The sequence below is a fragment of the Schauerella aestuarii genome, assembly GCF_009866805.1.
In the GTDB taxonomy this organism is placed as follows: Bacteria; Pseudomonadota; Gammaproteobacteria; order Burkholderiales; family Burkholderiaceae_B; genus Schauerella; species Schauerella aestuarii.
The window spans coordinates 320,931-340,317 of sequence record NZ_SIZW01000039.1 but is presented as its reverse complement, the minus strand read 5'-3'; the positions used below and the strand labels follow the sequence as shown (position 1 = coordinate 340,317).

General features: G+C 62.3%; 20 protein-coding genes and 1 pseudogene. 6 read left to right on the top strand and 15 right to left on the bottom strand.

Translation table 11 applies throughout. The features are described 5' to 3' along the window. Nucleotides 1-100 precede the first annotated feature (100 nt). Genes EYW45_RS04635 through EYW45_RS04625 form a run of 3 tightly spaced genes read left to right on the top strand, consistent with a single transcriptional unit; the run spans nucleotide 101 to nucleotide 3,169 of the window. The gene (locus tag EYW45_RS04635) at nucleotides 101-1,144 is read left to right on the top strand and encodes a Bug family tripartite tricarboxylate transporter substrate binding protein (RefSeq protein ID WP_235938842.1); all 1,044 of its coding nucleotides are present in this window, start codon (nucleotides 101-103) and stop codon (nucleotides 1,142-1,144) included. A gap of 31 nt (nucleotides 1,145-1,175) precedes the next feature. Next, a complete protein-coding gene (locus EYW45_RS04630; RefSeq protein ID WP_161134601.1) occupies nucleotides 1,176-2,399 on the top strand; it encodes a CaiB/BaiF CoA transferase family protein in 1,224 nt (407 codons plus the stop codon). Further along, nucleotides 2,396-3,169 carry an enoyl-CoA hydratase/isomerase family protein gene (locus EYW45_RS04625; RefSeq protein WP_161134185.1) on the top strand — a complete coding sequence of 258 codons (774 nt, stop codon included), beginning with the start codon at nucleotides 2,396-2,398 and terminating at the stop codon, nucleotides 3,167-3,169. Before EYW45_RS04630 ends, EYW45_RS04625 begins: the two co-directional genes overlap by 4 nt. Before the next feature lie 134 nt (nucleotides 3,170-3,303). Here EYW45_RS04625 and glmS read toward each other — a convergent pair whose 3' ends face one another. Then, nucleotides 3,304-5,136, bottom strand: a complete 1,833-nt coding sequence (glmS, locus tag EYW45_RS04620) for a glutamine--fructose-6-phosphate transaminase (isomerizing) (RefSeq protein ID WP_161134184.1) — start codon at nucleotides 5,134-5,136, stop codon at nucleotides 3,304-3,306. A gap of 150 nt (nucleotides 5,137-5,286) precedes the next feature. Between glmS and EYW45_RS04615 the strand changes: the two genes are divergently transcribed. Then, nucleotides 5,287-5,781 (top strand): Lrp/AsnC family transcriptional regulator, encoded by a 495-nt coding sequence (locus EYW45_RS04615; protein ID WP_161134183.1) that lies wholly within the window; start codon nucleotides 5,287-5,289, stop codon nucleotides 5,779-5,781. A 9-nt stretch (nucleotides 5,782-5,790) separates the two neighbouring features. Here the strand turns inward: EYW45_RS04615 and EYW45_RS04610 are convergent, their stop codons facing one another. From EYW45_RS04610 to EYW45_RS04590, 5 genes and pseudogenes are all read right to left on the bottom strand, one after another. Beyond that, nucleotides 5,791-6,867, bottom strand: coding sequence for a glycosyltransferase (locus EYW45_RS04610; RefSeq protein WP_161134182.1), 1,077 nt, complete (start codon nucleotides 6,865-6,867; stop codon nucleotides 5,791-5,793). 61 nt (nucleotides 6,868-6,928) lie between these two features. Further along, nucleotides 6,929-8,272, bottom strand: a complete 1,344-nt coding sequence (locus EYW45_RS04605) for an MFS transporter (RefSeq protein ID WP_235938911.1) — start codon at nucleotides 8,270-8,272, stop codon at nucleotides 6,929-6,931. A gap of 158 nt (nucleotides 8,273-8,430) precedes the next feature. Further along, nucleotides 8,431-9,804 (bottom strand): bifunctional UDP-N-acetylglucosamine diphosphorylase/glucosamine-1-phosphate N-acetyltransferase GlmU, encoded by a 1,374-nt coding sequence (gene glmU / locus EYW45_RS04600; RefSeq protein ID WP_161134181.1) that lies wholly within the window; start codon nucleotides 9,802-9,804, stop codon nucleotides 8,431-8,433. Between the two features lie 613 nt (nucleotides 9,805-10,417). Further along, nucleotides 10,418-10,924, bottom strand: a pseudogene (locus EYW45_RS25000) (PhaM family polyhydroxyalkanoate granule multifunctional regulatory protein); the annotation flags it as partial. A 38-nt stretch (nucleotides 10,925-10,962) separates the two neighbouring features. Then, nucleotides 10,963-11,622: a glycine zipper 2TM domain-containing protein gene (locus tag EYW45_RS04590; RefSeq protein WP_161134180.1), complete on the bottom strand. Its 660-nt coding sequence runs from the start codon at nucleotides 11,620-11,622 to the stop codon at nucleotides 10,963-10,965. A gap of 132 nt (nucleotides 11,623-11,754) precedes the next feature. Here EYW45_RS04590 and EYW45_RS04585 point away from each other — a divergent pair, with 132 nt between their 5' ends. Next, nucleotides 11,755-12,018, top strand: a complete 264-nt coding sequence (locus EYW45_RS04585) for a DUF3717 domain-containing protein (protein ID WP_161134599.1) — start codon at nucleotides 11,755-11,757, stop codon at nucleotides 12,016-12,018. On the opposite strand, the gene EYW45_RS04580 is transcribed toward EYW45_RS04585, so the two are convergent. From EYW45_RS04580 to EYW45_RS04560, 5 genes are all read right to left on the bottom strand, one after another. Next, the gene (locus tag EYW45_RS04580) at nucleotides 12,002-12,601 is read right to left on the bottom strand and encodes an SCO family protein (RefSeq protein WP_161134179.1); all 600 of its coding nucleotides are present in this window, start codon (nucleotides 12,599-12,601) and stop codon (nucleotides 12,002-12,004) included. The two genes, EYW45_RS04585 and EYW45_RS04580, sit on opposite strands and share 17 nt — an antisense overlap. Nucleotides 12,602-12,621: 20 nt before the next feature. Next, nucleotides 12,622-13,515: a heme o synthase gene (gene cyoE, locus EYW45_RS04575; protein ID WP_161134178.1), complete on the bottom strand. Its 894-nt coding sequence runs from the start codon at nucleotides 13,513-13,515 to the stop codon at nucleotides 12,622-12,624. Between the two features lie 9 nt (nucleotides 13,516-13,524). Next, nucleotides 13,525-14,556 (bottom strand): COX15/CtaA family protein, encoded by a 1,032-nt coding sequence (locus EYW45_RS04570; protein ID WP_161134177.1) that lies wholly within the window; start codon nucleotides 14,554-14,556, stop codon nucleotides 13,525-13,527. A gap of 6 nt (nucleotides 14,557-14,562) precedes the next feature. Further along, a complete protein-coding gene (locus tag EYW45_RS04565) occupies nucleotides 14,563-15,153 on the bottom strand; it encodes an SCO family protein (protein WP_161134598.1) in 591 nt (196 codons plus the stop codon). 89 nt (nucleotides 15,154-15,242) lie between these two features. Continuing rightward, nucleotides 15,243-16,019 (bottom strand): SURF1 family protein, encoded by a 777-nt coding sequence (locus tag EYW45_RS04560; protein WP_161134176.1) that lies wholly within the window; start codon nucleotides 16,017-16,019, stop codon nucleotides 15,243-15,245. A gap of 34 nt (nucleotides 16,020-16,053) precedes the next feature. On the opposite strand from EYW45_RS04560, the gene EYW45_RS04555 reads away from it, so the two are divergent. Beyond that, nucleotides 16,054-16,254: a twin transmembrane helix small protein gene (locus tag EYW45_RS04555; protein ID WP_161134175.1), complete on the top strand. Its 201-nt coding sequence runs from the start codon at nucleotides 16,054-16,056 to the stop codon at nucleotides 16,252-16,254. Nucleotides 16,255-16,434: 180 nt separating this feature from the next. On the opposite strand, the gene EYW45_RS04550 is transcribed toward EYW45_RS04555, so the two are convergent. The 4 genes from EYW45_RS04550 to ctaD are packed head-to-tail and all read right to left on the bottom strand — an operon-like array spanning nucleotide 16,435 to nucleotide 19,358. After that, a complete protein-coding gene (locus tag EYW45_RS04550; RefSeq protein ID WP_161134174.1) occupies nucleotides 16,435-17,310 on the bottom strand; it encodes a cytochrome c oxidase subunit 3 in 876 nt (291 codons plus the stop codon). Between the two features lie 39 nt (nucleotides 17,311-17,349). Next, on the bottom strand, nucleotides 17,350-17,574 hold the full coding sequence (locus tag EYW45_RS04545; RefSeq protein WP_161134173.1) for a DUF2970 domain-containing protein: 225 nt from the start codon (nucleotides 17,572-17,574) through the stop codon (nucleotides 17,350-17,352). 12 nt (nucleotides 17,575-17,586) lie between these two features. After that, entirely contained in the window at nucleotides 17,587-17,727 is a 141-nt protein-coding gene (locus EYW45_RS24285) for a hypothetical protein (protein ID WP_202444632.1), read from the bottom strand. Nucleotides 17,728-17,744: 17 nt separating this feature from the next. Continuing rightward, nucleotides 17,745-19,358, bottom strand: coding sequence for a cytochrome c oxidase subunit I (gene ctaD, locus EYW45_RS04540; protein ID WP_161134172.1), 1,614 nt, complete (start codon nucleotides 19,356-19,358; stop codon nucleotides 17,745-17,747). Nucleotides 19,359-19,387: the final 29 nt, after the last annotated feature.

Here is a 19,387-nt window from a genome sequence, read left to right as displayed (position 1 = left end):
GATGACTCCAAAAAGGGCGAGCGCAAGCATTGATATACCAAATTTTATATGGCATGCATAAAAACATATCATTTGATTTATGTGCGGCCCACGCAGATAGTTGGCCTCCACCACCAATGGCCGACTAACAAGGCCATGGACACACCGGAGGCAGACTATGCACATTTCCAACCGCCGTAAGTTTGTATTATCCGCAGCCATAGCCTCAGCCGCGATCGCCTTTCCTTCCAAGGCAGTGATGGCGCAACTGATCGGCGATCAATCCACGATTCGTCTCGTGGTGCCCTTCTCGGCTGCGGGACCCACTGACTTTATCGCTCGCCTGTTCGCTCAGGCCCTCACCGAAGAGCTAAAGGCGACTGTCGTCGTTGAGAACAAGGCAGGCGCGTCCGGCAATATTGGCACGCAGTTCGTCGTGGATGCGCCAGCCGAAGGGACGATGTTGGTCCACACAACGGCCGCCATGCAGGCAGTCAATCCCATTCTGTATCCAGGCCAACGGTTCGATCCCGTGAAGGATCTGGTGCCCATCGGCATTACCGGGTCGCTGTCCAATGTGCTGGTCGTGCATCCCGATTCGGGTGTGAAAACAATCGAAGATCTGATCAAAAAAGGCAAAGAAAAAGAGCTGACATTCGCAACCTTCGGCCCCGGAACGTCACCACACATTTACGGCGAGTTGTTGCGCGGGCTGACCGGTATCAAAGCCATTCCCATTGCTTACAAAGGCAGCGGCAACGCCAAGGCAGATATGCTGGCCGGGCGCATCGACTTCATGTTCGACAGCATGACGACTGCGGTGACGACGGTGGAAGGCGGCCAATTGGTGGGCTTGGCAATTACGTCGCAAGAACGCTCCGCGTTGTTGCCCAACGTGCCGACCTTGAAGGAAAAGGGTTACGGCAAGAGCAATCTGAATTTCTGGTTCGTGCTGCAAGCCTCGGCCAAGACCCCGCCCGAAACCGTCAAGCGTCTTCGTCTGGCCGTCGCCAGGGCCGCCCAGAACCCTGCTTACCGCAAAGGCGTCGCCGAGCGCGGTGTTGATCCGTTCACGGTGCCTGCGGACGAGGTCGAGCGATTTGTGCGCGAGGACACGGAAGTGTGGCGCAAGGCGGTCGTTGAGATGGGAATCAAAGCGGAATGATGGCTACACGTAATCAAGAAGGAGCTGAATGATGCGACCCTTAGCGGGATTGAAAGTCGTCGATTTCTCCAAAGTGCTGGCAGGGCCGCTGTGTGCGCAGTACTTGGGCGAATTGGGCGCAGAAGTCATCAAGGTGGAGCCCATCGAACTGGGTGACGACACCCGTGGGTGGACGCCCACCGTGCAAGGGGAGTCAACGATCTTCCTTGCCGTCAACCACAATAAACGAAGCATTGCGCTGGATCTCAAAGCCACCGAAGGGCGCGAGGTCGCACATCGTCTGGTCGAGGATGCCGACATTGTGTTGCAGGGATTCGGCAGCGGATCTGCGCAGCGCCTTGGCATCGATCGGACCACGCTGATGGCGCTCAACCCAAAACTGATCTACTGCGAAATCAGTGGCTATGGTCGCACCGGTCCGATGGGTAACGAACCAGGATACGACGTCATGCTGCAGGCATTCAGCGGCATGATCAGTACCCTAGGTCACCCAGAAGGTGACTTCGCCCGTGCCAGTTTCTCTCCAGTGGATATCGGCACGGCAATGTTTGGGTTGAGCGGCGTGCTGGCGGCAGTCATTGAGCGTCAGCGCACAGGCAAGGGTGTCTATGTCGAACTGGCGTTGCTGGATACGGCGCTAGGTTTCATGAGTTACATGGCGCAAACGTACTGGCACACGGGTAAGGACCCGCAGCGGATGGGGACAGCGCACCCGAGCATGTGCCCTTATCAGGCATTTCAAGCCAAGGACGGTCCGCTCATGCTGGGCGCTGGGAACGACGCGCAATGGCGCCGCTTTTGCGAAGCCGCTGATATGGCCGAATATGCCGACCACCCCGATTTCGCAACGAACGCACAGCGCCTGACTAATCTTGCGCGCACAGTCCAGCTTGTGCAGCAACGCATTGCCACACGTACCGTTTCGGAGTGGGTGAGCCTGCTTAGCCATATCAAAGTGTCTTGCTCGCCTATCCACACACTTGGGCAAGCGTTGAATCATCCCCAGGTCCAGGCAAGAGAACTCATTGCGTGCACAGAACACCCGGTGGCGGGCACCCTCAAACACATCGGCCTATCCGTGAAATTCGAAGACCACCCACGCGAGACCGTGTGTCCGCCTCCTTTGCATGGTCAACATACGCGTGACGTACTGCAAGAGTTGGGTTACGACGCTGACGCGATCGCTACCTTGCTCAAGGCGTCGGTCGTGCATCAGTGGAAGCAGGACGCAACCAATCAGCCAGAAGGTAAATGATGATTCGATACGACGTTCAAAACCAAACCGCAGAGATCCTCTTCGACAATCCGCCAGTGAACGCATTGTCGGAACAGATGCTGGATGATTACCTCGCTGCCTTGCAGCGTGCAGCTGCCGACGATGACGTGCTTGCCGTCATCGTCGGCAGCGCCGTTCCCGGCCGCTTTTGCGCCGGGCTGAACTTGATGGCTATTCACGAAGGCGAACAGGGAAAGGTTCGCGACTTGCTTCAGCGGCTCTATGTGCGCAATGTGGACACGCAATTCCACATGGGCAAACCCACGATTGCCGCGGTGGATGGCACCGCGCGGGGTGGCGGCATGACGCTGGCCGTGTCGTGCGACATGATAGTCGCCTCCGAAAGCGCGGATTTCGGATATCCGGAGATCAACGCAGGCGTGCCGCCGTCGATCCACTTCTCGCACCTGCCGCGTATCATCGGGCGCCATCGGGCGTTCGAATTGCTGTTCACCGGTCGAGTGTTCGATGCTAAGGAAGCCGCCGATTTGGGGCTGGTGTCCAGCGTGGTGGCATCCGGGCAAGCTATGACCGCCGCCCGAGCGCTCGCCGCCACCTTGTGCGCAAAGTCGCCCGAAGTCGTGCGGTATGGTCGCCAAGCATTCATGCAGGCCAACGACAACGGCTATCGTTCCGCCGTGCAGGCCGCTGCGGATAGCTTCTGCGTAGCGGCCGGACGGCCCAGCGCCAAGGAAGGTATTGCGGCTTTCGTCGAAAAACGCACGCCTGTGTGGTCGACCAAGCGCTAATGTTCGGGCAGGACCGCCGACCAGACTTCGCAAGAAACGCTTGCGGTATCGTTCGTGCCGTCGCCCGTTAACTAGCGTGTCGAAAGGGCTCGAATAAATCCTCCATACTGGTCGTTATGGAGGATTTCACCCCCTCACTCTACCGTCACGCTCTTCGCCAGATTCCGCGGCTTATCCACATCCGTTCCACGCGCGCATGCCGTGTGATACGCCAGCAACTGCAGCGGGATCGTGTGCAAGATCGGCGACAACTTTCCGTAGTGTTCCGGCAAGCGAATCACGTGCATGCCTTCGGCGCTGGAGATCTTGCTGTCGCCATCGGCAAACACATACAGCTCGCCACCCCGCGCACGCACTTCCTGCATGTTCGACTTGAGCTTTTCCAGCAACGCATCGCGCGGTGCGATCGTGACTACAGGCATGCTGGCCGTGACGAGCGCCAACGGGCCATGCTTCAGCTCACCGGCCGGGTAGGCTTCGGCGTGGATGTAGCTGATTTCTTTGAGCTTGAGCGCGCCTTCCATGGCGATCGGATAGTGCATGCCGCGGCCCAGGAACAGCGCGTTTTCTTTGCTGGCAAAGCGGTCGGCCCAGGCCATGATCTGCGGCTCGAGCGCGAGTACGGCGCCGATGGCGGCCGGCAGGTGGCGCAGCGCTTTCATGTGCTCGGCTTCTTCGGCTTCGGTAAGCAAATCGCGCGTTTGCGCGAGGGCCAACGTGAGCAGGAACAAAGCCGTGAGCTGGGTGGTGAAGGCTTTGGTTGAAGCCACGCCAATTTCAACGCCGGCGCGCGTGATGTACGACAGTTCGCATTCGCGCACCATGGCGCTGGTGGCCACGTTGCACACGGTGAGGGTGTGCGACATGCCCAATGAGCGGGCGTGCTTGAGTGCGGCGAGCGTGTCGGCGGTTTCACCGGATTGCGAGATGGTGACCACCAGGCTCTTGGGGTTGGGCACGCTGTCGCGGTAGCGGTATTCGCTGGCGATTTCGACGGCGACCGGGATCTTGGCGATCGATTCGATCCAGTACTTGGCGGTCAATCCGGCGTAGTAGCTGGTGCCGCAGGCGAGGATGAGCACGGAGTCGATCGCCTTGAATACCTTGTAGGCGCCGTCGCCAAACAATTCGGGTGTGATCGATTCGATATCTTGCAGCGTGTCGCCCACGGCGCGCGGCTGCTCGAAGATTTCCTTCTGCATATAGTGGCGATAGGGGCCGAGTTCGGCCGAGCCACTGGCGATGCTCACGGTGTGCGTGTCGCGCTCAACCGATTTGCCTTCGCTGTCCACAATCCACACGCGCGAGAGTTGCAGGTCGACGACGTCGCCATCTTCGAGGTAGATGATCTTGTCGGTGGTGCCGGCCAATGCCAGGGCGTCGGAGGCGAGGAAGTTTTCGTTGTTGCCCACGCCCACCACCAGCGGCGAGCCTTGGCGCGCGCCCACCACCCGATGCGGTTCGTCGCGGCAGAACACGGCGATGGCGTAGGCGCCCAGCAGGCGGCGAACGGTTTGCTGCACGGCTTCGAACAAATCGCCGGAATACAGGTGATTGACCAGATGGGCGATCACTTCGGTATCGGTCTGGCTTTCGAAGACGAAGCCCACGCCTTCCAGTTCGGTGCGCAGCTCTTCGTAGTTTTCGATGATGCCGTTGTGGACCAATGCAATGCGCGGCTTTTCATTGGCGAGCGCCGAGAAGTGCGGGTGAGCATTGTGCGTGGCGGGTGCGCCATGCGTGGCCCAACGCGTATGGGCGATGCCGGTGAAGCCGGACAGCTTGTCTTGCGCGATCTGTTCACCCAACTCGGCCACGCGTTGCGTGCTGCGGGTGCGGCGCAGTTCGCCATCGGCGTAGAGCGCGACGCCGCAGGAGTCGTAACCTCGGTACTCGAGCCGTTTCAGCCCTTCGACGAGAACAGGGGTAATGTCGCGTTGAGCGACGGCGCCGACGATGCCACACATAGTCCGGTACTCCAATGCATTAAGTGATGACGCATTCTGGAGCAGGTGCCAAGAAATATGATTTCTTAATTCGCGAACTTATGTTTATATATTGCACATCGAGCCAGGAGTGAAATATAATTTCTGAAATCAAAATCATAAGAAATAAACATGCATGACCACATCAGCGCTACTGCCATCGTTCGCCCCTTCCTCGACGACCTCGACCGCCGAATTCTCGACCAGATGCAGAGCGACAGCTCGCTGACCAATCAGGATCTGGCCGCCCGCGTGCATGCCTCGCCGCCTACCTGTTTACGACGGGTCAAGCGCCTCTACGAACAAGGCATCATCGAAAAGCAGGTGGCCATTCTCGCCCCCGAAAAGGTGGGGCCGAGTTTGACGGCGATCGTAGAGGTAACGCTGGACGTCCAGGCCGCCGAGCGGCTCGACGCCTTCGAGCAAAAAATGGCGCTCGAACCTGCCGTCATGCAGTGCTATCGCGTGTCGCCAGGTCCGGATTTTCTATTGGTCGTGCAAGTGCAGGATATGCCGGCATATCACGCCTTGGTGCATCGGGCATTTACCGCCACAGCCAATGTACGCAACGTGCGTACGTTTTTCTCGGTGCACCGTTCCAAGTTCGAAACGCGGGTGACGCTTTAGAGGTCGCTTCTACTTGCGCCGCCCCGGATGCTGATCCAGCAGCGCTTGATACGTCTCCAGATACCGCTGGCCCATGATCTGCACATCGTGCTCGCGCCGCACGTAGGCATAGCCTTTATCGACCGCCTGTTGACGGAAGGTGTGATCGTCAAGCATGCGCATGATGCCGTTGGCCATGGCCTTGTGGTCGCCCACCGGCACCAGGATGCCCCGGCCATCCGCCAGGCACTCTTTCAAGCCCCCTGCATCGGTGGACACTACCGGCACGCTGTAGAGCAAGGCGTCGAGCACGCTGCTGCCCAGCGCTTCGAAGCGTGAACTCATGGCAAACACATCCATCACGCTGAAGAAATCTTCAACGCCACGACGAAAGCCGGTAAAGATATAAACGTCCTGCAGGCCGAGTTCGCGCACCAGTTGCTGGGCATCGGCTTCTGTATCGCCGCCGTCGCCAAAGTGCAGGAACACGAAGTCGTTGCGCCGCCGGGCCACTTCACCGATGGCGCGGATCAGCATGAGCGGATCTTTCTCCTGGGTGAGCGCCGCTGCAGTGGCAACCACTTTGCGGCCGCGCAGGTCGAACTCGTCGATGAGACCCGCCACGCGGCGGGAATCGATGGCCTGCGATTGGACGGCGCTGCCGATCACCAGCGTATCGAGCCCCATGCGGCGCGGCTCGCGGGCCGCTTCTTCGCCGATAGCGACCAGCCGATCGACGCGCCGCCACTTGAAGCCTGTTTTCCATTCATCGCCCCGCTCCACCGGAAATGCCGTGCGGCGTGTGAACACGATCGGACGACGATGCAGCCAGCGTGTAAACACGGCCCAGGTCACGGTATTCGCCGTTTGGGCGTGAATGATGTCGAAGGTGCGGCCCCGGCGGGCCAGAAACGCAGCCAGGCTCAAGGGGTTGCGGTACTCATGCACTACGAAGCCGGCTTCGGCGGCGCGCTGAGCCAATGCGCCGCCACGGCGGGCGATCAATTCAACACGATGCCCCGCAGCACGAAACACTTCCATGCAGAACATCGTTTGACGCTCGCCACCGCGCCAGCCTTTCTCGAAGTTCAGTTGCAGGATATTCATGTGGGGCGTCGATCGTCGTTGCCGGTGTGCCAGGCGGCATTATAAGGATCGACGCCGGCAATCATGATGATGCCTTCGGCGTAATCTCGCGAAACCGCACGGTGTTGACGACCACGGCCAGAAACGCGCACAGCGATGCCACCAGCAGCGCCGTCCACGGCCCATGCAAGGCGCCGCTCAGGCTGAACGCGATTGCCACGAACGCCGCCCCCATGCTTTGGCCGAAGACCCGCGTTGTTGCCTGCAAACCGCCCGCCGCGCCACTGCGATTGCGCGGCGCCGGCGAAATCATGGCGCGATTGTTCGGCGTCTGGAAGAAGCCAAAGCCCAGTCCGGCCAGCAGCATGGCGCTCATGATCAGAACATTCGAGGCCGTGTCGGGCATGAACGCCAACGTGAGCAAGCCGATCGTCATGGCAAGCGCGCCCATGCCGCTCAGGAGCGCAGCGGAATACTTGTCGCTCAACCGGCCTGCCAGAATGGCGATGAGCGCAGTTCCCGCCGGCCAGGCGCCCATCAGCAGCCCGATCTCGATGTACGGGCGATGCAGGGTGTTCTGGAAATAGAACGGCAACGACACATAGGCGCACATCTGGGCCGCGAAGGTGAGGGACGAAGCGCCGACGGCAAAGGCGACCGCCTTGATGCGCAGCAGGTCGATGGGCACCAGCGGCGCCGTTTGATGACGGCAACGATGCATGAGCATCACGCCCGCCACCATCGCGACCAGGATCAGCCCGAGGCCTTGCAACAGATTGCCGCCGAGATTATCGACGCCGGTAATGAAGACGCCGAACACGATCATGCTGAGCAGCGCGGTTTGCCAATCGAAGCGCACATTTACCCTTGGCACATCCGGAAGGAAGCGCACGCCGAACAGCGCCAGCAAGCCGAACGGCACGTTGATGGCGAAGATCCACGGCCAGTGCGCCACCGAAAGGATGGCCGACCCCAGCGTGGGCCCCAGCACCGACATCACCGCCACCGTGGTGGCGTTGATGCTCATGCCCATCCCGAGCTTGCTCAAGGGGTATATGTTGCGCACCAGGCCGCCCATGAGACACATCAGCGCGGACGCCCCCACCCCCTGCGCGACGCGCGCGATCGTGAGGGTTTGCAGGGAGTTGGCCATGGCACAGCCGAGCGACGCCATGGTGAACAGTGCCAGGCCCATGGCAAACATGCGGCGAAAACCGATACGCTCGGCCAGCGCCGAGAACGGCAGCAAGAGCGCCACCACGGCCACGTTATAAGCGTTGACGATCCAGACGGCAGCGGCCGCCGAGGTATTCAAGTCCTTCGCGATGGCTGGCAGCGCCACGTTGGCGATCGTGGCATCGAGCACCGAGAGGCTGATGCCGATCATCACCGTGGCCACGGCATAGTGGCGGCGCGGTGTGGGCAAGCCTTCGTACGGCTTGGGCTTGGGAGGCGCTTCGGGCTTGGCGTCGGCCTTCGGCTCAGCCTTGGGATCAGTGCTCGCTTCAGCCTTGAACTCGGGCGCCGACGCGCCAATCCCTACGGGCGGTATGTCACCCTCGGGTTTGTCGTCCGGCCCCGCGCTCACGACTTTTTGACCGGACGGCGCCAGCCTTCAATGGTGACCTGTTTCGCACGCGACACCGTGAGCTTGTCCGCCGGTGCGTCGCGTGTGAGCGTGGTGCCGGCACCCAGCGTTGCACCCCGACCCACCGTGACCGGTGCGACCAACTGCGTATCGGATCCGACGAAGACGTCGTCTTCGATCACGGTGACGCTTTTGTTCACGCCGTCATAATTGCAGGTAATGGTGCCAGCGCCGATGTTCACGCGCGCGCCGATCTGCGCGTCGCCCAGATAGGCCAGATGATTGGCCTTGCTGCCGTCGCCCAGACGCGTCTTTTTAATCTCGACGAAATTGCCCACGTGGGTTTCAGCGCCAAGGTCGGCACCGGGACGCAGGCGGGCATAAGGCCCGATGCGCGCATCCCGATCGACGCGTGCGTCGTGCAGGTGGCTGAACGCTTCAACGTGGGTACCGCGGCCCAGCGTAACGTCACGCAGCACGCAATGCGGGCCGATGCGCACGCCGTCGGCCAAGGTGACATTGCCTTCGAAAACGCAGCCCACATCAATGAACACATCCCGCCCACAGGTGAGCGTGCCCCGCACGTCGAAGCGGGCCGGATCGGCCAGCGTGACGCCGGCTTCAAGCTGCCGGCGCGCTTGTTCATGCTGCCAGCGACGTTCGAGTTCGGCTTGTTGCACGCGGCTGTTGACGCCAAGGGTTTCCCACCCGGCCGCAGGCTGCGCGGCGCCCACCGGCACGCTGTCGGCCACCGATAAGGCGACCACGTCGGTGAGGTAGTACTCGCCCTGCGCGTTGTTGTTATCGATGCGTGCAAGCCATTGCTTGAGTTTCGCCGTGGGCGCACACAGGATCCCGGTATTGACCTCATCGATGGCACGCTCGGCGTCCGACGCGTCCTTGTGCTCGACGATACGTTGCACCTGGCCGTCATTGCCACGCACGATGCGGCCATATCCGGTGGGATCGGTGAGCGTTTCGGTCAGCACGGCCATGCCCGGTCCACGCGCCACCAGCAGGTTGCGCAACGTATCGGGCTGCACCAGCGGCACGTCGCCATATAGCACCAGCGTGGCGTCGTCGGCACCGTCGCCTTCAAGCAATGCCGGCACCGCTTGCTGCACCGCGTGGCCAGTGCCGTGCTGCGGTTGCTGCACGACGAATTCCAGACCGGGTTCACCTTGGAACGCTTCGCGTACACGCTCGGCGCCGTGGCCGATCACCACGACGATGCGCGCCGGATCGAGTTGCCGGGCGCTGTCCAGCACATGCGCCAGCATCGGCTTGCCGGCCAGCGTGTGAAGGACTTTGGGGAGATCGGACTGCATGCGCTTGCCGAGGCCGGCCGCGAGAATGACTACGTTGAGCATGTGAAAGAAGCGTCTGGAAAATGAAGAATCAGGAGGTCTTGTGAGCGGCCGTCTTGCGGGCCGTGGCTTTGCGTGCAGCCGGTGCACGCTTGGCGCTTGCGGGCTTGGCTGCGCCTTTCTTCGCCGCAGCCGGCTTGGCCGTGGCAGGTTTGGCGCGAGCCGCTTTTGCCGTGCTGCGCGGCGATGCGGTAGGCGACGCACCTGAGCCCGATGCTGTGTTGCTCGATGTCGTGCCGGCTTGCTTGCTACCGCTCGCCTTCGAGGCGGCCGACTTCGCACCACTTGCACGCCCTGCTGCGCCGCCCGCAGGCTTGACGCCCGCCGTCTGCGGCATGGAGGCGGCCGTTGCGGCAGCGATGTTTGAAAACTGCTGCTGCAGCATGTCCCACCACGCTTGTGCGGCATTGGACGTTTGAGCGGTGGCGTCGCCTGCTGCCTGGCTGGTGGCCTGTGCGGCGGCTTGCCCCGCCTGCGCGGCAGCCTGGCTGGCTTGCGCTGCGGCATCGCCCGCCGCCTGCGACCAGGCTTGGTCGGAACGGTTGCCGCCATCGCTGCCTGGCGCACCCGTGCCCGCGCCTACTGTTGCGCCCGGCTGCCCAAAACCGCCAAAACCCGGGAACCCGCCCGCAGCAGCAGCACCGCTTGGGGCAGCACCCGAATCCGAGCCGCTGTGCGCAGTGCCGGACGCCTGATGCGGCGCGCTCGCCGCAGCGGACTTGGCCTGCGTCTTGGGCGCCGGGCGCAAGCCCAGCACCACTTCGAGGGGCGATGCGGGCGTATCGCCACTGGTGCGATCCGTGCTCGACAAACTATCGGCAAACGAGCGCAGTGTGGCGATCGTCGACCGCTGCACTTCCATACCCTGAATGGTGCTGGAGAGCATGGACAAATTCATGCGCAGCCACCCTTCGACCGAGCGCAACTCCGAGATACGGCGCTCAAGATCTTCCAGGTTCATGGGAGGCGTCATGGGCAGCGATTGCGCGAGCCCACCGGGACCGGTAAGACCGGCCCAAGCCTGTCGCATCATCTCCATGCTCGCCATGAGCGGGTTTCCGGACAGGTCCGAATGCTGGCCCATTCCGGGCAAGACAAAGGGATTGTTGTTAGGCATGCTCATGGTCGTCTCCTTGATTCACCCTACAAGGTAACGAATGACTAGCGAGGCCGCAACTGATTGTTCTCGACGCGGACGTGATCGCCCGAGGCAAATTGCACTTGGTCGCCATTGAACGTGCGGGTCGAGCCGTCGCTCATCTTCACCGTCGTCTCATAACGGATCACGGTGGGCTGCTCGCTCACGCGGTCCTGGATCTCCCGGCCGGCCAACGCGCCACCGATGGCGCCAACCACCGTAAGGGCATCGCGACCGCTGCCGCCTCCGAACTGATTACCGATCACACCGCCCGCCACACCACCGGCGACGGTACCGATGATGTTGTTGCTGTCGCGGCGCTGGCCAGACGGTACACGCACTTCACGCACGCGTTCGACCACGCCGCACGTGGCGCAGTCGCCGGCAGCTGGGGTGCCGGTGGACGTGGACTTGGCAGGCGCACTCGATCCGGTTGCTGTGGATTTTGCGGGGGTGGTGGACGTCGACGTTGCAGCGATCTTCTTCGGCGCCTCGGGCGGCACCTTGCCGGTGGCGGCAGATTCGATGGCAGGATTATCCGTGCTGCGTGCCCAAGGCGTGGGCAACCAGCCCAGTACAGCCGCAACGGCAACGCCGCTGAACAAGATCACGCAGACCGCAGCGGTGGCGACCAGGGGATGGATGCCGCGCTCGCGCGGCTGAAACGAATTGGGGGTGGACATGGCAGGCCTCCTCGAAGTTGCCGTGCTTCGGTATAGCACCGCCCTGGGGTTTCGGTCTGTTGCGAAGGTGACCGTTTGCAAAGCCTGGTGTGGCGCGCGCTTATCGTCATCATGTTCTGGGACAATGACGGGATGAGCAAACCGCTTTCACTTCCCGAACTCGAACGCGCCATCAACTACTGGCGCAACCAGATCCCCGCGACCGGCGAGGAGTCGCGTCTATGCGCCCAGGCGGCCGCCTTGGCCGAGCCCTACGCCTTGATGATCGTGGGTCATTTGCGCGATCTGTCGATCGACGATCTCTCGCCGAAGGCCCGTGCGGCCTTCGATGAAGCCAATGCGCGAGATACCTCGCGTGCCGCGCCCACTGCTGAAACGCTTACAACAACGCCTTGATGTCATGCTCCAGCGCGGGCGCGCCGATGGTGTTGTTGGCCAACACGCGAGCGCTGCCCTCTCGGTCGAGGATGTAGAACGCTGCCGTGTGGTCCATGCTGTAGTTCGTGCTCGACCCCGCGGCCCGGGCGTAATACGCCTTGAACGAATCGGCGGTTTGCTTGAGCGCTTGCGCATCGCCGCGCAGGCCCAGAAAGCGCGGGTCGAACGCCGTCACATATTGCTTGAGCACTTCTTGCGTGTCGCGATCGGGATCGACCGTAATCATCAGCACTTGAACCTTGTCCGCATCGGGCCCCAGGTTTTTCATGACTTGAGCAAGTTCGGCCAGCGCCGTGGGGCATACGTCCGGACACTGCGCAAAGCCGAAGAACGCCACGACCACTTTGCCCTTGAAGTCGTCGATGGTGCGCAACTGCCCGTTGTGATCGGTCAGGCGTAAGCCCCGACCCAGATTGGTGCCCGAGATGTCCGATCCCTGGAAGCTGGGCTTGGACGGGCCGCACCCGGCCGCCAGGGCCATGACCGACACGGCCACGGCGGCACGCAAGACAACGCGGCGCGCAGGAGAAACAACAACCATGGAGAACTCCGTCGGCCGGCTCAGCGCAGCAGGCCGACCCAGTGATCGGCCAGCAATGCGCCAAACAACAGCGAGAGATAAAGGATGGAAAAGCGGAAGAGCTTGCGCGCCAGGGCATCGCTGTACTCGCGATACAAGCGCCAGGCGTAGTAGATGAACATGCCGCCCAGCACGAGGGCGCACGCCAGGTACAGCACACCGCTCATGCGGATCACATACGGCATGAGCGTGGTCGCCAGCAGCGCAAAGCTGTAGAGCAGGATGTGCAGGCGCGTGAACTGCTGGCCGTGCGTCACGGGCAGCATGGGCAAGCCCGACTTGATGTAGTCGTTGTTGCGGTACAGCGCCAGCGCCCAGAAGTGCGGCGGCGTCCAGATGAAAATAATGAGGACGAGAATCCAGGCCTCGGCCGGCACCGCGTTGGCAATGGCGGCCCAACCCAGCGCAGGCGGCATGGCGCCGGAAAGCCCGCCAATAACGATATTTTGCGGGGTGCGGGGCTTGAGGATCACGGTGTAGATCACCGCATATCCCACAAAGGTGGCGAAGGTGAGCCACATCGTGAGCGGATTGACGCCGAAATACAGCACGAACATCCCGGAGCCACCGAGCAGCCCGGAGAGCGCCAGCACCTGGGTGGAGGTGATCGTGCCGCGCGCGGTGGCACGCCGCGCCGTGCGCAACATGCGGGCGTCCACTTCCTGCTCGATCAGACAATTGATCGCGAAGGCCGCCGCTGCGAGCAACCAGATGCCCAGCGTGCCAAACGCCACCCGCGACAAATCCGGCAGCCCCGGCGCGGCCAGGAACATGCCGATCACCGCGCAAAAAACGGCAAGTTGGGTCACGCGAGGCTTGGTCAGCACCAGATACTGGCGCAGCAAGCCCGGCTGGGAGGCAGCGAGAGTGTTCATGACGCTATTTTAGACGCCATTCGCTGGCACGACGTCGCGCATGGGCGCGCGGCCGGCGGTCGCCAGGCGTACCAGCAGGGTCGTGCTCGCCAGAACCAGGCCGGCCGCACCGCCGTTATGCAGCACGGCAATCAGCAGCGGCCACTGGAAGAAGATGGTGGTGAGCCCCGTAAACAGTTGCGCGAGCAGCAATGCCAGCACCAGCGTGGCGGGGCCTTTCAACCCCGGCTCGGCGCGCATGCGCCAGGCCAGAATGCCGACGAAGGCGAAGACGAAGAACGCAAAGTTGCGGTGCACCCAATGAATCGCGGTGAGTGCCGTCTGCGAGATCATTTCGCCCGACGGAAGTTCGCCCAGCGCCCGGATGAGCGAGTAGCCTCCGTGGAAATCCATGGGCGGCACCCATTCGCCATGGCACATCGGGAAATCCATGCAGGCCAGCGCTGCGTAGTTGGTGCTCACCCACCCGCCCAACGCGATCTGCATCATCAGGATCACAAAAGCGGCGATCATCCAGGGCCGCCACCGGGCGGCCGCGGCCGCGATCGGCAGGTGCGAACGCTCGCGCGCCGCGAGCCACGTCATCAAGGCGAGCAGCAACATGCCACCCATCAAGTGGGCGGTCACCACCACCGGCATCAACCGGTGCGTGACCGTCCAGGCGCCGAAGGCACCCTGCACGCACACGGCCACCAGCGTACCCACGGCCAATGCCGGGCTACGCCCCAATTGCTTGCGGTAGCGCCACGCCATATAGGTGAACGCGATGATGAGCAGGCCCAGCAGCGAACCCACATAGCGGTGGATCATCTCGATCCAGGCCTTGGAGAGCGTGACGGGGCCATACGGCATATCTTGTGTGGCGGCATGAATATCGCCCATCGCACCGATCGGCGTCACCGAGCCATAACAGCCCGGCCAGTCGGGGCAGCCCAGGCCCGAATCGCTCAGGCGCACGAACGCGCCGAACATTATGAGGTCCAGGGTCAGAAACCAGGTAATGAACACCAGTTTGCGATAGCGGGAAATCATGCGGTCCATCGCGGATCAACCAATACGGGAGTTGGAAATGAGTTTGCGCACGTCGTTGCGCACTTCGACGGGGTCGGCTTCGTCGGGAAACTGCTGCATGAGATGACCCAGCGGATCGATCATCCAGATCGGACCATCCAGTTCATCGGCCACGGTCACCGTCGAGGCGGCCGCAGGGCCTGCACCCAACAGGAACGGTGCCAGATCGGCAGGCTTGCCGCGCACCATCACCGTGCCCTTGTAGGCGTCGAGCACTTTCTGCGGCACCGGCGCATTATCGGTGATGAACCACACCCGCATCAGACGATCCACGTTCTTGCCCAGGCTGGCGTGCGTGTTGCGGATGATGAAGAGCTTGCGGGCACAGGATTCGGGGCACTCGGCCTCGTCGGCAGCGGCAAGTACCCAGCGACCGCGCAGGGCGTTCAGGTCGTAGGGTTTGCCGTCCAGCGTGGCCAGGGGCATCTCGGCCGGGCCGGGTATCGGACGCTGCGGATCGACCAATTGGCCGTAGGCGCCCGAATCGGTGGGCCACCATTGCGGATTGAAATACACCACGAATGCCGCCACGATCGGCGCCAGACTGACCAGAAAGACCGCAATCATCGGCGCGAGTGAGCGGCGCGGACGCGAGGTGGGCTGAGGGGCGGAAGACACGGCGGGCAGTTCCTGCTATCGGTTCGAGGCAATCTTGGTTAATCAGGGCTGGCGGCACGCCGGCGGCGCCATGCGCGCACCAATACGACCAGCCAGGCAATCGCCGCGATGGCGGCAAACGCAAACCATTGCAGGGCGTACCCCTGGTTCTGGTTGTAATCCACCGACGGCTGCGGCCAATCGCGAGACAGCCCCGGCGCATCGGGTGCCAACTGCTGCAGCACCGCCGGTACCAAGGTAAGCCCTGTGGCGCGCGCGTAATCGTCGAGTGCGAGGTTCTGCACCTTGGGAAACGTGCCGTCCGGCGCGGGAAGGCGTGGGGGCAGTGTAGCCGCTGCGCCCATCCCCCACAGTTCGAAGAGCCGCGGCACGTGCGTCACCAGCTCGCCGCTGGCCATCTGCTCGCCTGGGGGTGCGGGGGGAAACGGCGGCTGCGGCTGGCCGGGTACGGCGCGCGCCACCCAGCCACGCAGCACCAGCACGGCCACATTTCGCGAGGCATCCAGCACCAGCGGCGTCGCCAGCCAGAAGCCCGGGCGGCCATCGTGGTTGCGGTTTTCGAGCACCACCGTCAGATCGTCGCGCCACTGCCCCACCGCGCGCGCAGGGCGCCACGGCGTCAATGCCGCAGGCGGTACGTCGGCGCCAAGCGTGAGGGGCGGCTGCACGCGACCCGCCTCGATCGTGTGCAGCGTGGCGCGGCGCTCATCGGCGCGTTTCAATTGCCATCGGCCCAGCGACGCCAGCAGCACCACGGCCAGCGCGAGCAATACCAGCGCGGCCAGCGTGCGAGAAATCGAGTGAGGTCGTGCCATGTCTGCAATAATTCCGTCTTTATCGGAGGCCGTCATGCGTATCGTCGTCGTTCTGGCCTTCATCGGCATATTGGCCAGCCTGGCATCCGCCCTGGTCTATCTGATGAAAGATCAAGGTAAGACCAATCGCACCGTCAACGCATTGACCGTGCGCATCGGCATGTCGGTCGTGCTGTTTCTGTTCGTCCTGTTCGCCCACCACATGGGCTGGATCGAGAGCACGGGACTTAGATGAGCGCCCAGCGGCAAGGTTCCTGATGGCTGGATCGCGTTTGGACCGGATCCCGGCGTCGCGTCGGGCAAATTCCGCGCGGCACGCCTGGATGCCGCACGGCGCGTGAGCCAGGCGCATTGCACGCCTGCGCCCGTAAGACCAGGCGCGGCACCGACAGGCGCCACGCCATAGCGCGTCACATCAGAACCAATAAACAAACAAGTACAGCCCCAGCCACACCACGTCCACGAAGTGCCAATACCAGGCAGCGGCCTCGAACCCAAAGTGGTTATCGGCCGTGAAGTGGCCCTTCATCAGGCGGATGAGCATCACCGTCAGCATGATGGCACCCATGATCACATGGAAGCCGTGGAAACCGGTCAGCATGTAAAACAGCGAGCCGAAAGCGCCCGAGTTGAAACGCAGGTTGAGCTCGGTATAGGCGTGGTGGTACTCGTACGCCTGCACGCCGACGAAGATGAAACCCAGCAGCACCGTGGCCGCCAACCAGAACGTGGTCTTGCCGCGGTGATTTTCGCGCAGCGCGTGGTGGGCGATGGTCAGCGTGATACCCGAGGTCAGCAGCAGCGCCGTGTTAATTGTGGGCAGCCAGAACGGGCCCACGCTCTGGAACTGCTCGACCACGCCGGCGGGGCCGAAATTGGGCCACACGGCATTGAAGTCGGGCCACAACAGAAGCTTGTGATCCAGGTCGCCCAGCCACGGCGTGGTGATAGTGCGCACATACCAGAGCGCGCCGAAGAAGCCGGCGAAAAACATCACTTCAGAGAAGATGAACCAGCTCATGCCCCAGCGGTAGGACACGTCGATACGCTTGCTGTAGAGCCCTTGCTGCGCTTCACCGATGGAGTCGGCAAACCAGTAGAACATCACGGTGATCAGGCCCAGGAAGCCGACCAGCACGCCCCACTTCGCCAGGCTGACACCGTTGATCCAGGCCGCGGCGCTCACGCCGATCACAAGCAGCGTCAAGGCCATGCGTACCGGGTGACCGGAGTCGGCCGGGACGTAGTAGTAAGGTGCCTCGTTGCCTTGAACCGAGTGGCTTGCACTCATGATGTTCTCCCTGCTCTCGAAGAGTCTTTATTGTAGGTGTCAGCTCAGGCTGGCGACCGCAAAGCGGACGATGGTTACCAGCACAACAACAAAAATGATGCCGCCCAATATCCCGGCAATGATGAGATGCACGGGATTGAGGCGGCCGATGTCTTCCTGATATCCGGCGCCCTTGCGAACGCCGAAGAATCCCCACAGTACCGCTTTCAGCGTCTGGACGAAGCTGAGTTTGCGACGTGAGAGCTCCCGGATATCGTCGGTCATGTCGGCGTATTCCTAGCGCCCGGCCATGCCGGCGAAGCCCGCGAAGATCTCGGTGCCGCGAAACAGCGTCCACGCGAAGATGGCCACCACCACGACCGCCAATACGGTGAGCGCGATGCGGTTCTTGCGGCGTTGTTCGGTCGTCAGGGCCACGGCGATTCCTAAAAGCGTTATTTGACTTCGGGCGGGGTTTCGAAGGTATGGAACGGCGCCGGCGACGGCACGGTCCATTCCAGTCCTTCGGCGCCTTCCCACGGTTTGGCGGGAGCCAGCTCACCCTTGCCGGCGTAGCAGCGCAACACGGCCCACAGGAAGATCAGCTGCGACAGGCCAAACCAGAACGCGCCGATCGTGGCCACCTGGTGGAAGGTGGTGAACTGCGCGGCATAGTCGGCATAGCGGCGCGGCATGCCGGCCAGGCCCATGAAGTGCATGGGGAAGAACGTGACGTTGAACGAAATCAGCGACGACCAGAAGTGGAACTTGCCCAGTTTCTCGCTATACATGCGGCCGGTCCACTTGGGCAACCAGTAATACGTGCCGGCAAAGAGGGCGAACAACGAGCCTGCCACCAGCACGTAGTGGAAGTGCGCCACCACGTAATAGGTATCGTGCACCTGGATATCGATCGGCGCGACGGACAGAATCAATCCGGTAAAGCCGCCCATCGTGAACACGAAGATGAAGCCCACCGCGAACAGCATCGGGGTCTCGAACGTCATCGAGCCGCGCCACATGGTGGCGATCCAGTTGAACACCTTCACACCCGTGGGGATGGAGATCAGCATGGTGGCGTACATGAAGTACAGCTGGCCCGTGACCGGCATCCCGGTGGTGAACATGTGGTGCGCCCACACGATGAACGACAGCACGGCGATGGACGCCGTGGCGTACACCATCGAGGCATAACCGAAGAGCTTCTTGCGGGCGAAGGCGGGCACGATGGCCGAGACGATGCCGAACGCCGGCAAGATCATGATGTACACCTCGGGATGCCCGAAGAACCAGAAGATGTGCTGGTACAGCACCGGATCGCCACCAGCGGCGGCATTGAAGAAGCCCGTGCCGAAGTGACGATCGGTGAGCACCATCGTGATGGCGGCGGCCAGCACGGGCAGCACGGCGATCAGCAGGAAGGCGGTGATGAGCCAGGTCCAGCAGAACAGCGGCATCTTCATCAACGTCATGCCCGGCGCGCGCATGTTGAGGATCGTGACGATGATGTTGATGGCGCCCATGATCGAGGAGGCGCCCATGATGTGCATCGCAAAAATGGCGAGGTCCATCCCGGGCCCCATCTGCAATGACAGGGGCGCGTAGAGCGTCCATCCCGCAGCGGTGGCACCCCCCGGCACGAAGAACGACAGCGTGAGCATGAGGCCGGCGACCGGCAACAGCCAGAAGCTGAAGTTGTTCATGCGGGCAAAGGCCATGTCCGACGCGCCGATCTGCAGCGGAATCATCCAGTTGGCGAAGCCCACGAAGGCCGGCATGATCGCGCCGAACACCATGATCAGGCCGTGCATCGTCGTGAACTGGTTGAAGAGTTCGGGCCGGAAGAACTGCAGGCCCGGCTCGAACAACTCGGTACGCAGCAGCAACGCCAGCGTGCCGCCTTCGAGCAGCATGGTGAACGAGAAGATGAGATACATCGTCCCGATATCTTTGTGGTTCGTGGCAAACAACCACCGGCGCCAGCCCGTGGGGGCACCGTGGTGATGATCATCATGACCGTGGCCGTGACCGTGGCCCGGCGATACGTGGTCGACTGGGACGCTGCTCATGGTGGACTCCTTCCTGCTGGATGCCGGCT

Excerpts from the sequence above, each read along its gene's own strand:
- EYW45_RS04630 (WP_161134601.1), top strand. The coding sequence starts at position 1,176 with ATGCGACCCTTAGCGGGATTGAAAGTCGTCGATTTCTCCAAAGTGCTG.
- EYW45_RS04625 (WP_161134185.1), top strand. The coding sequence starts at position 2,396 with ATGATGATTCGATACGACGTTCAAAACCAAACCGCAGAGATCCTCTTC.
- glmS (WP_161134184.1), bottom strand. The coding sequence starts at position 5,136 with ATGTGTGGCATCGTCGGCGCCGTCGCTCAACGCGACATTACCCCTGTT.
- EYW45_RS04615 (WP_161134183.1), top strand. The coding sequence starts at position 5,287 with ATGCATGACCACATCAGCGCTACTGCCATCGTTCGCCCCTTCCTCGAC.
- EYW45_RS04610 (WP_161134182.1), bottom strand. The coding sequence starts at position 6,867 with ATGAATATCCTGCAACTGAACTTCGAGAAAGGCTGGCGCGGTGGCGAG.
- glmU (WP_161134181.1), bottom strand. The coding sequence starts at position 9,804 with ATGCTCAACGTAGTCATTCTCGCGGCCGGCCTCGGCAAGCGCATGCAG.
- EYW45_RS04590 (WP_161134180.1), bottom strand. The coding sequence starts at position 11,622 with ATGTCCACCCCCAATTCGTTTCAGCCGCGCGAGCGCGGCATCCATCCC.
- EYW45_RS04585 (WP_161134599.1), top strand. The coding sequence starts at position 11,755 with ATGAGCAAACCGCTTTCACTTCCCGAACTCGAACGCGCCATCAACTAC.
- EYW45_RS04580 (WP_161134179.1), bottom strand. The coding sequence starts at position 12,601 with ATGGTTGTTGTTTCTCCTGCGCGCCGCGTTGTCTTGCGTGCCGCCGTG.
- cyoE (WP_161134178.1), bottom strand. The coding sequence starts at position 13,515 with ATGAACACTCTCGCTGCCTCCCAGCCGGGCTTGCTGCGCCAGTATCTG.
- EYW45_RS04570 (WP_161134177.1), bottom strand. The coding sequence starts at position 14,556 with ATGGACCGCATGATTTCCCGCTATCGCAAACTGGTGTTCATTACCTGG.
- EYW45_RS04565 (WP_161134598.1), bottom strand. The coding sequence starts at position 15,153 with ATGATTGCGGTCTTTCTGGTCAGTCTGGCGCCGATCGTGGCGGCATTC.
- EYW45_RS04560 (WP_161134176.1), bottom strand. The coding sequence starts at position 16,019 with ATGGCACGACCTCACTCGATTTCTCGCACGCTGGCCGCGCTGGTATTG.
- EYW45_RS04555 (WP_161134175.1), top strand. The coding sequence starts at position 16,054 with ATGCGTATCGTCGTCGTTCTGGCCTTCATCGGCATATTGGCCAGCCTG.
- EYW45_RS04550 (WP_161134174.1), bottom strand. The coding sequence starts at position 17,310 with ATGAGTGCAAGCCACTCGGTTCAAGGCAACGAGGCACCTTACTACTAC.
- EYW45_RS04545 (WP_161134173.1), bottom strand. The coding sequence starts at position 17,574 with ATGACCGACGATATCCGGGAGCTCTCACGTCGCAAACTCAGCTTCGTC.
- ctaD (WP_161134172.1), bottom strand. The coding sequence starts at position 19,358 with ATGAGCAGCGTCCCAGTCGACCACGTATCGCCGGGCCACGGTCACGGC.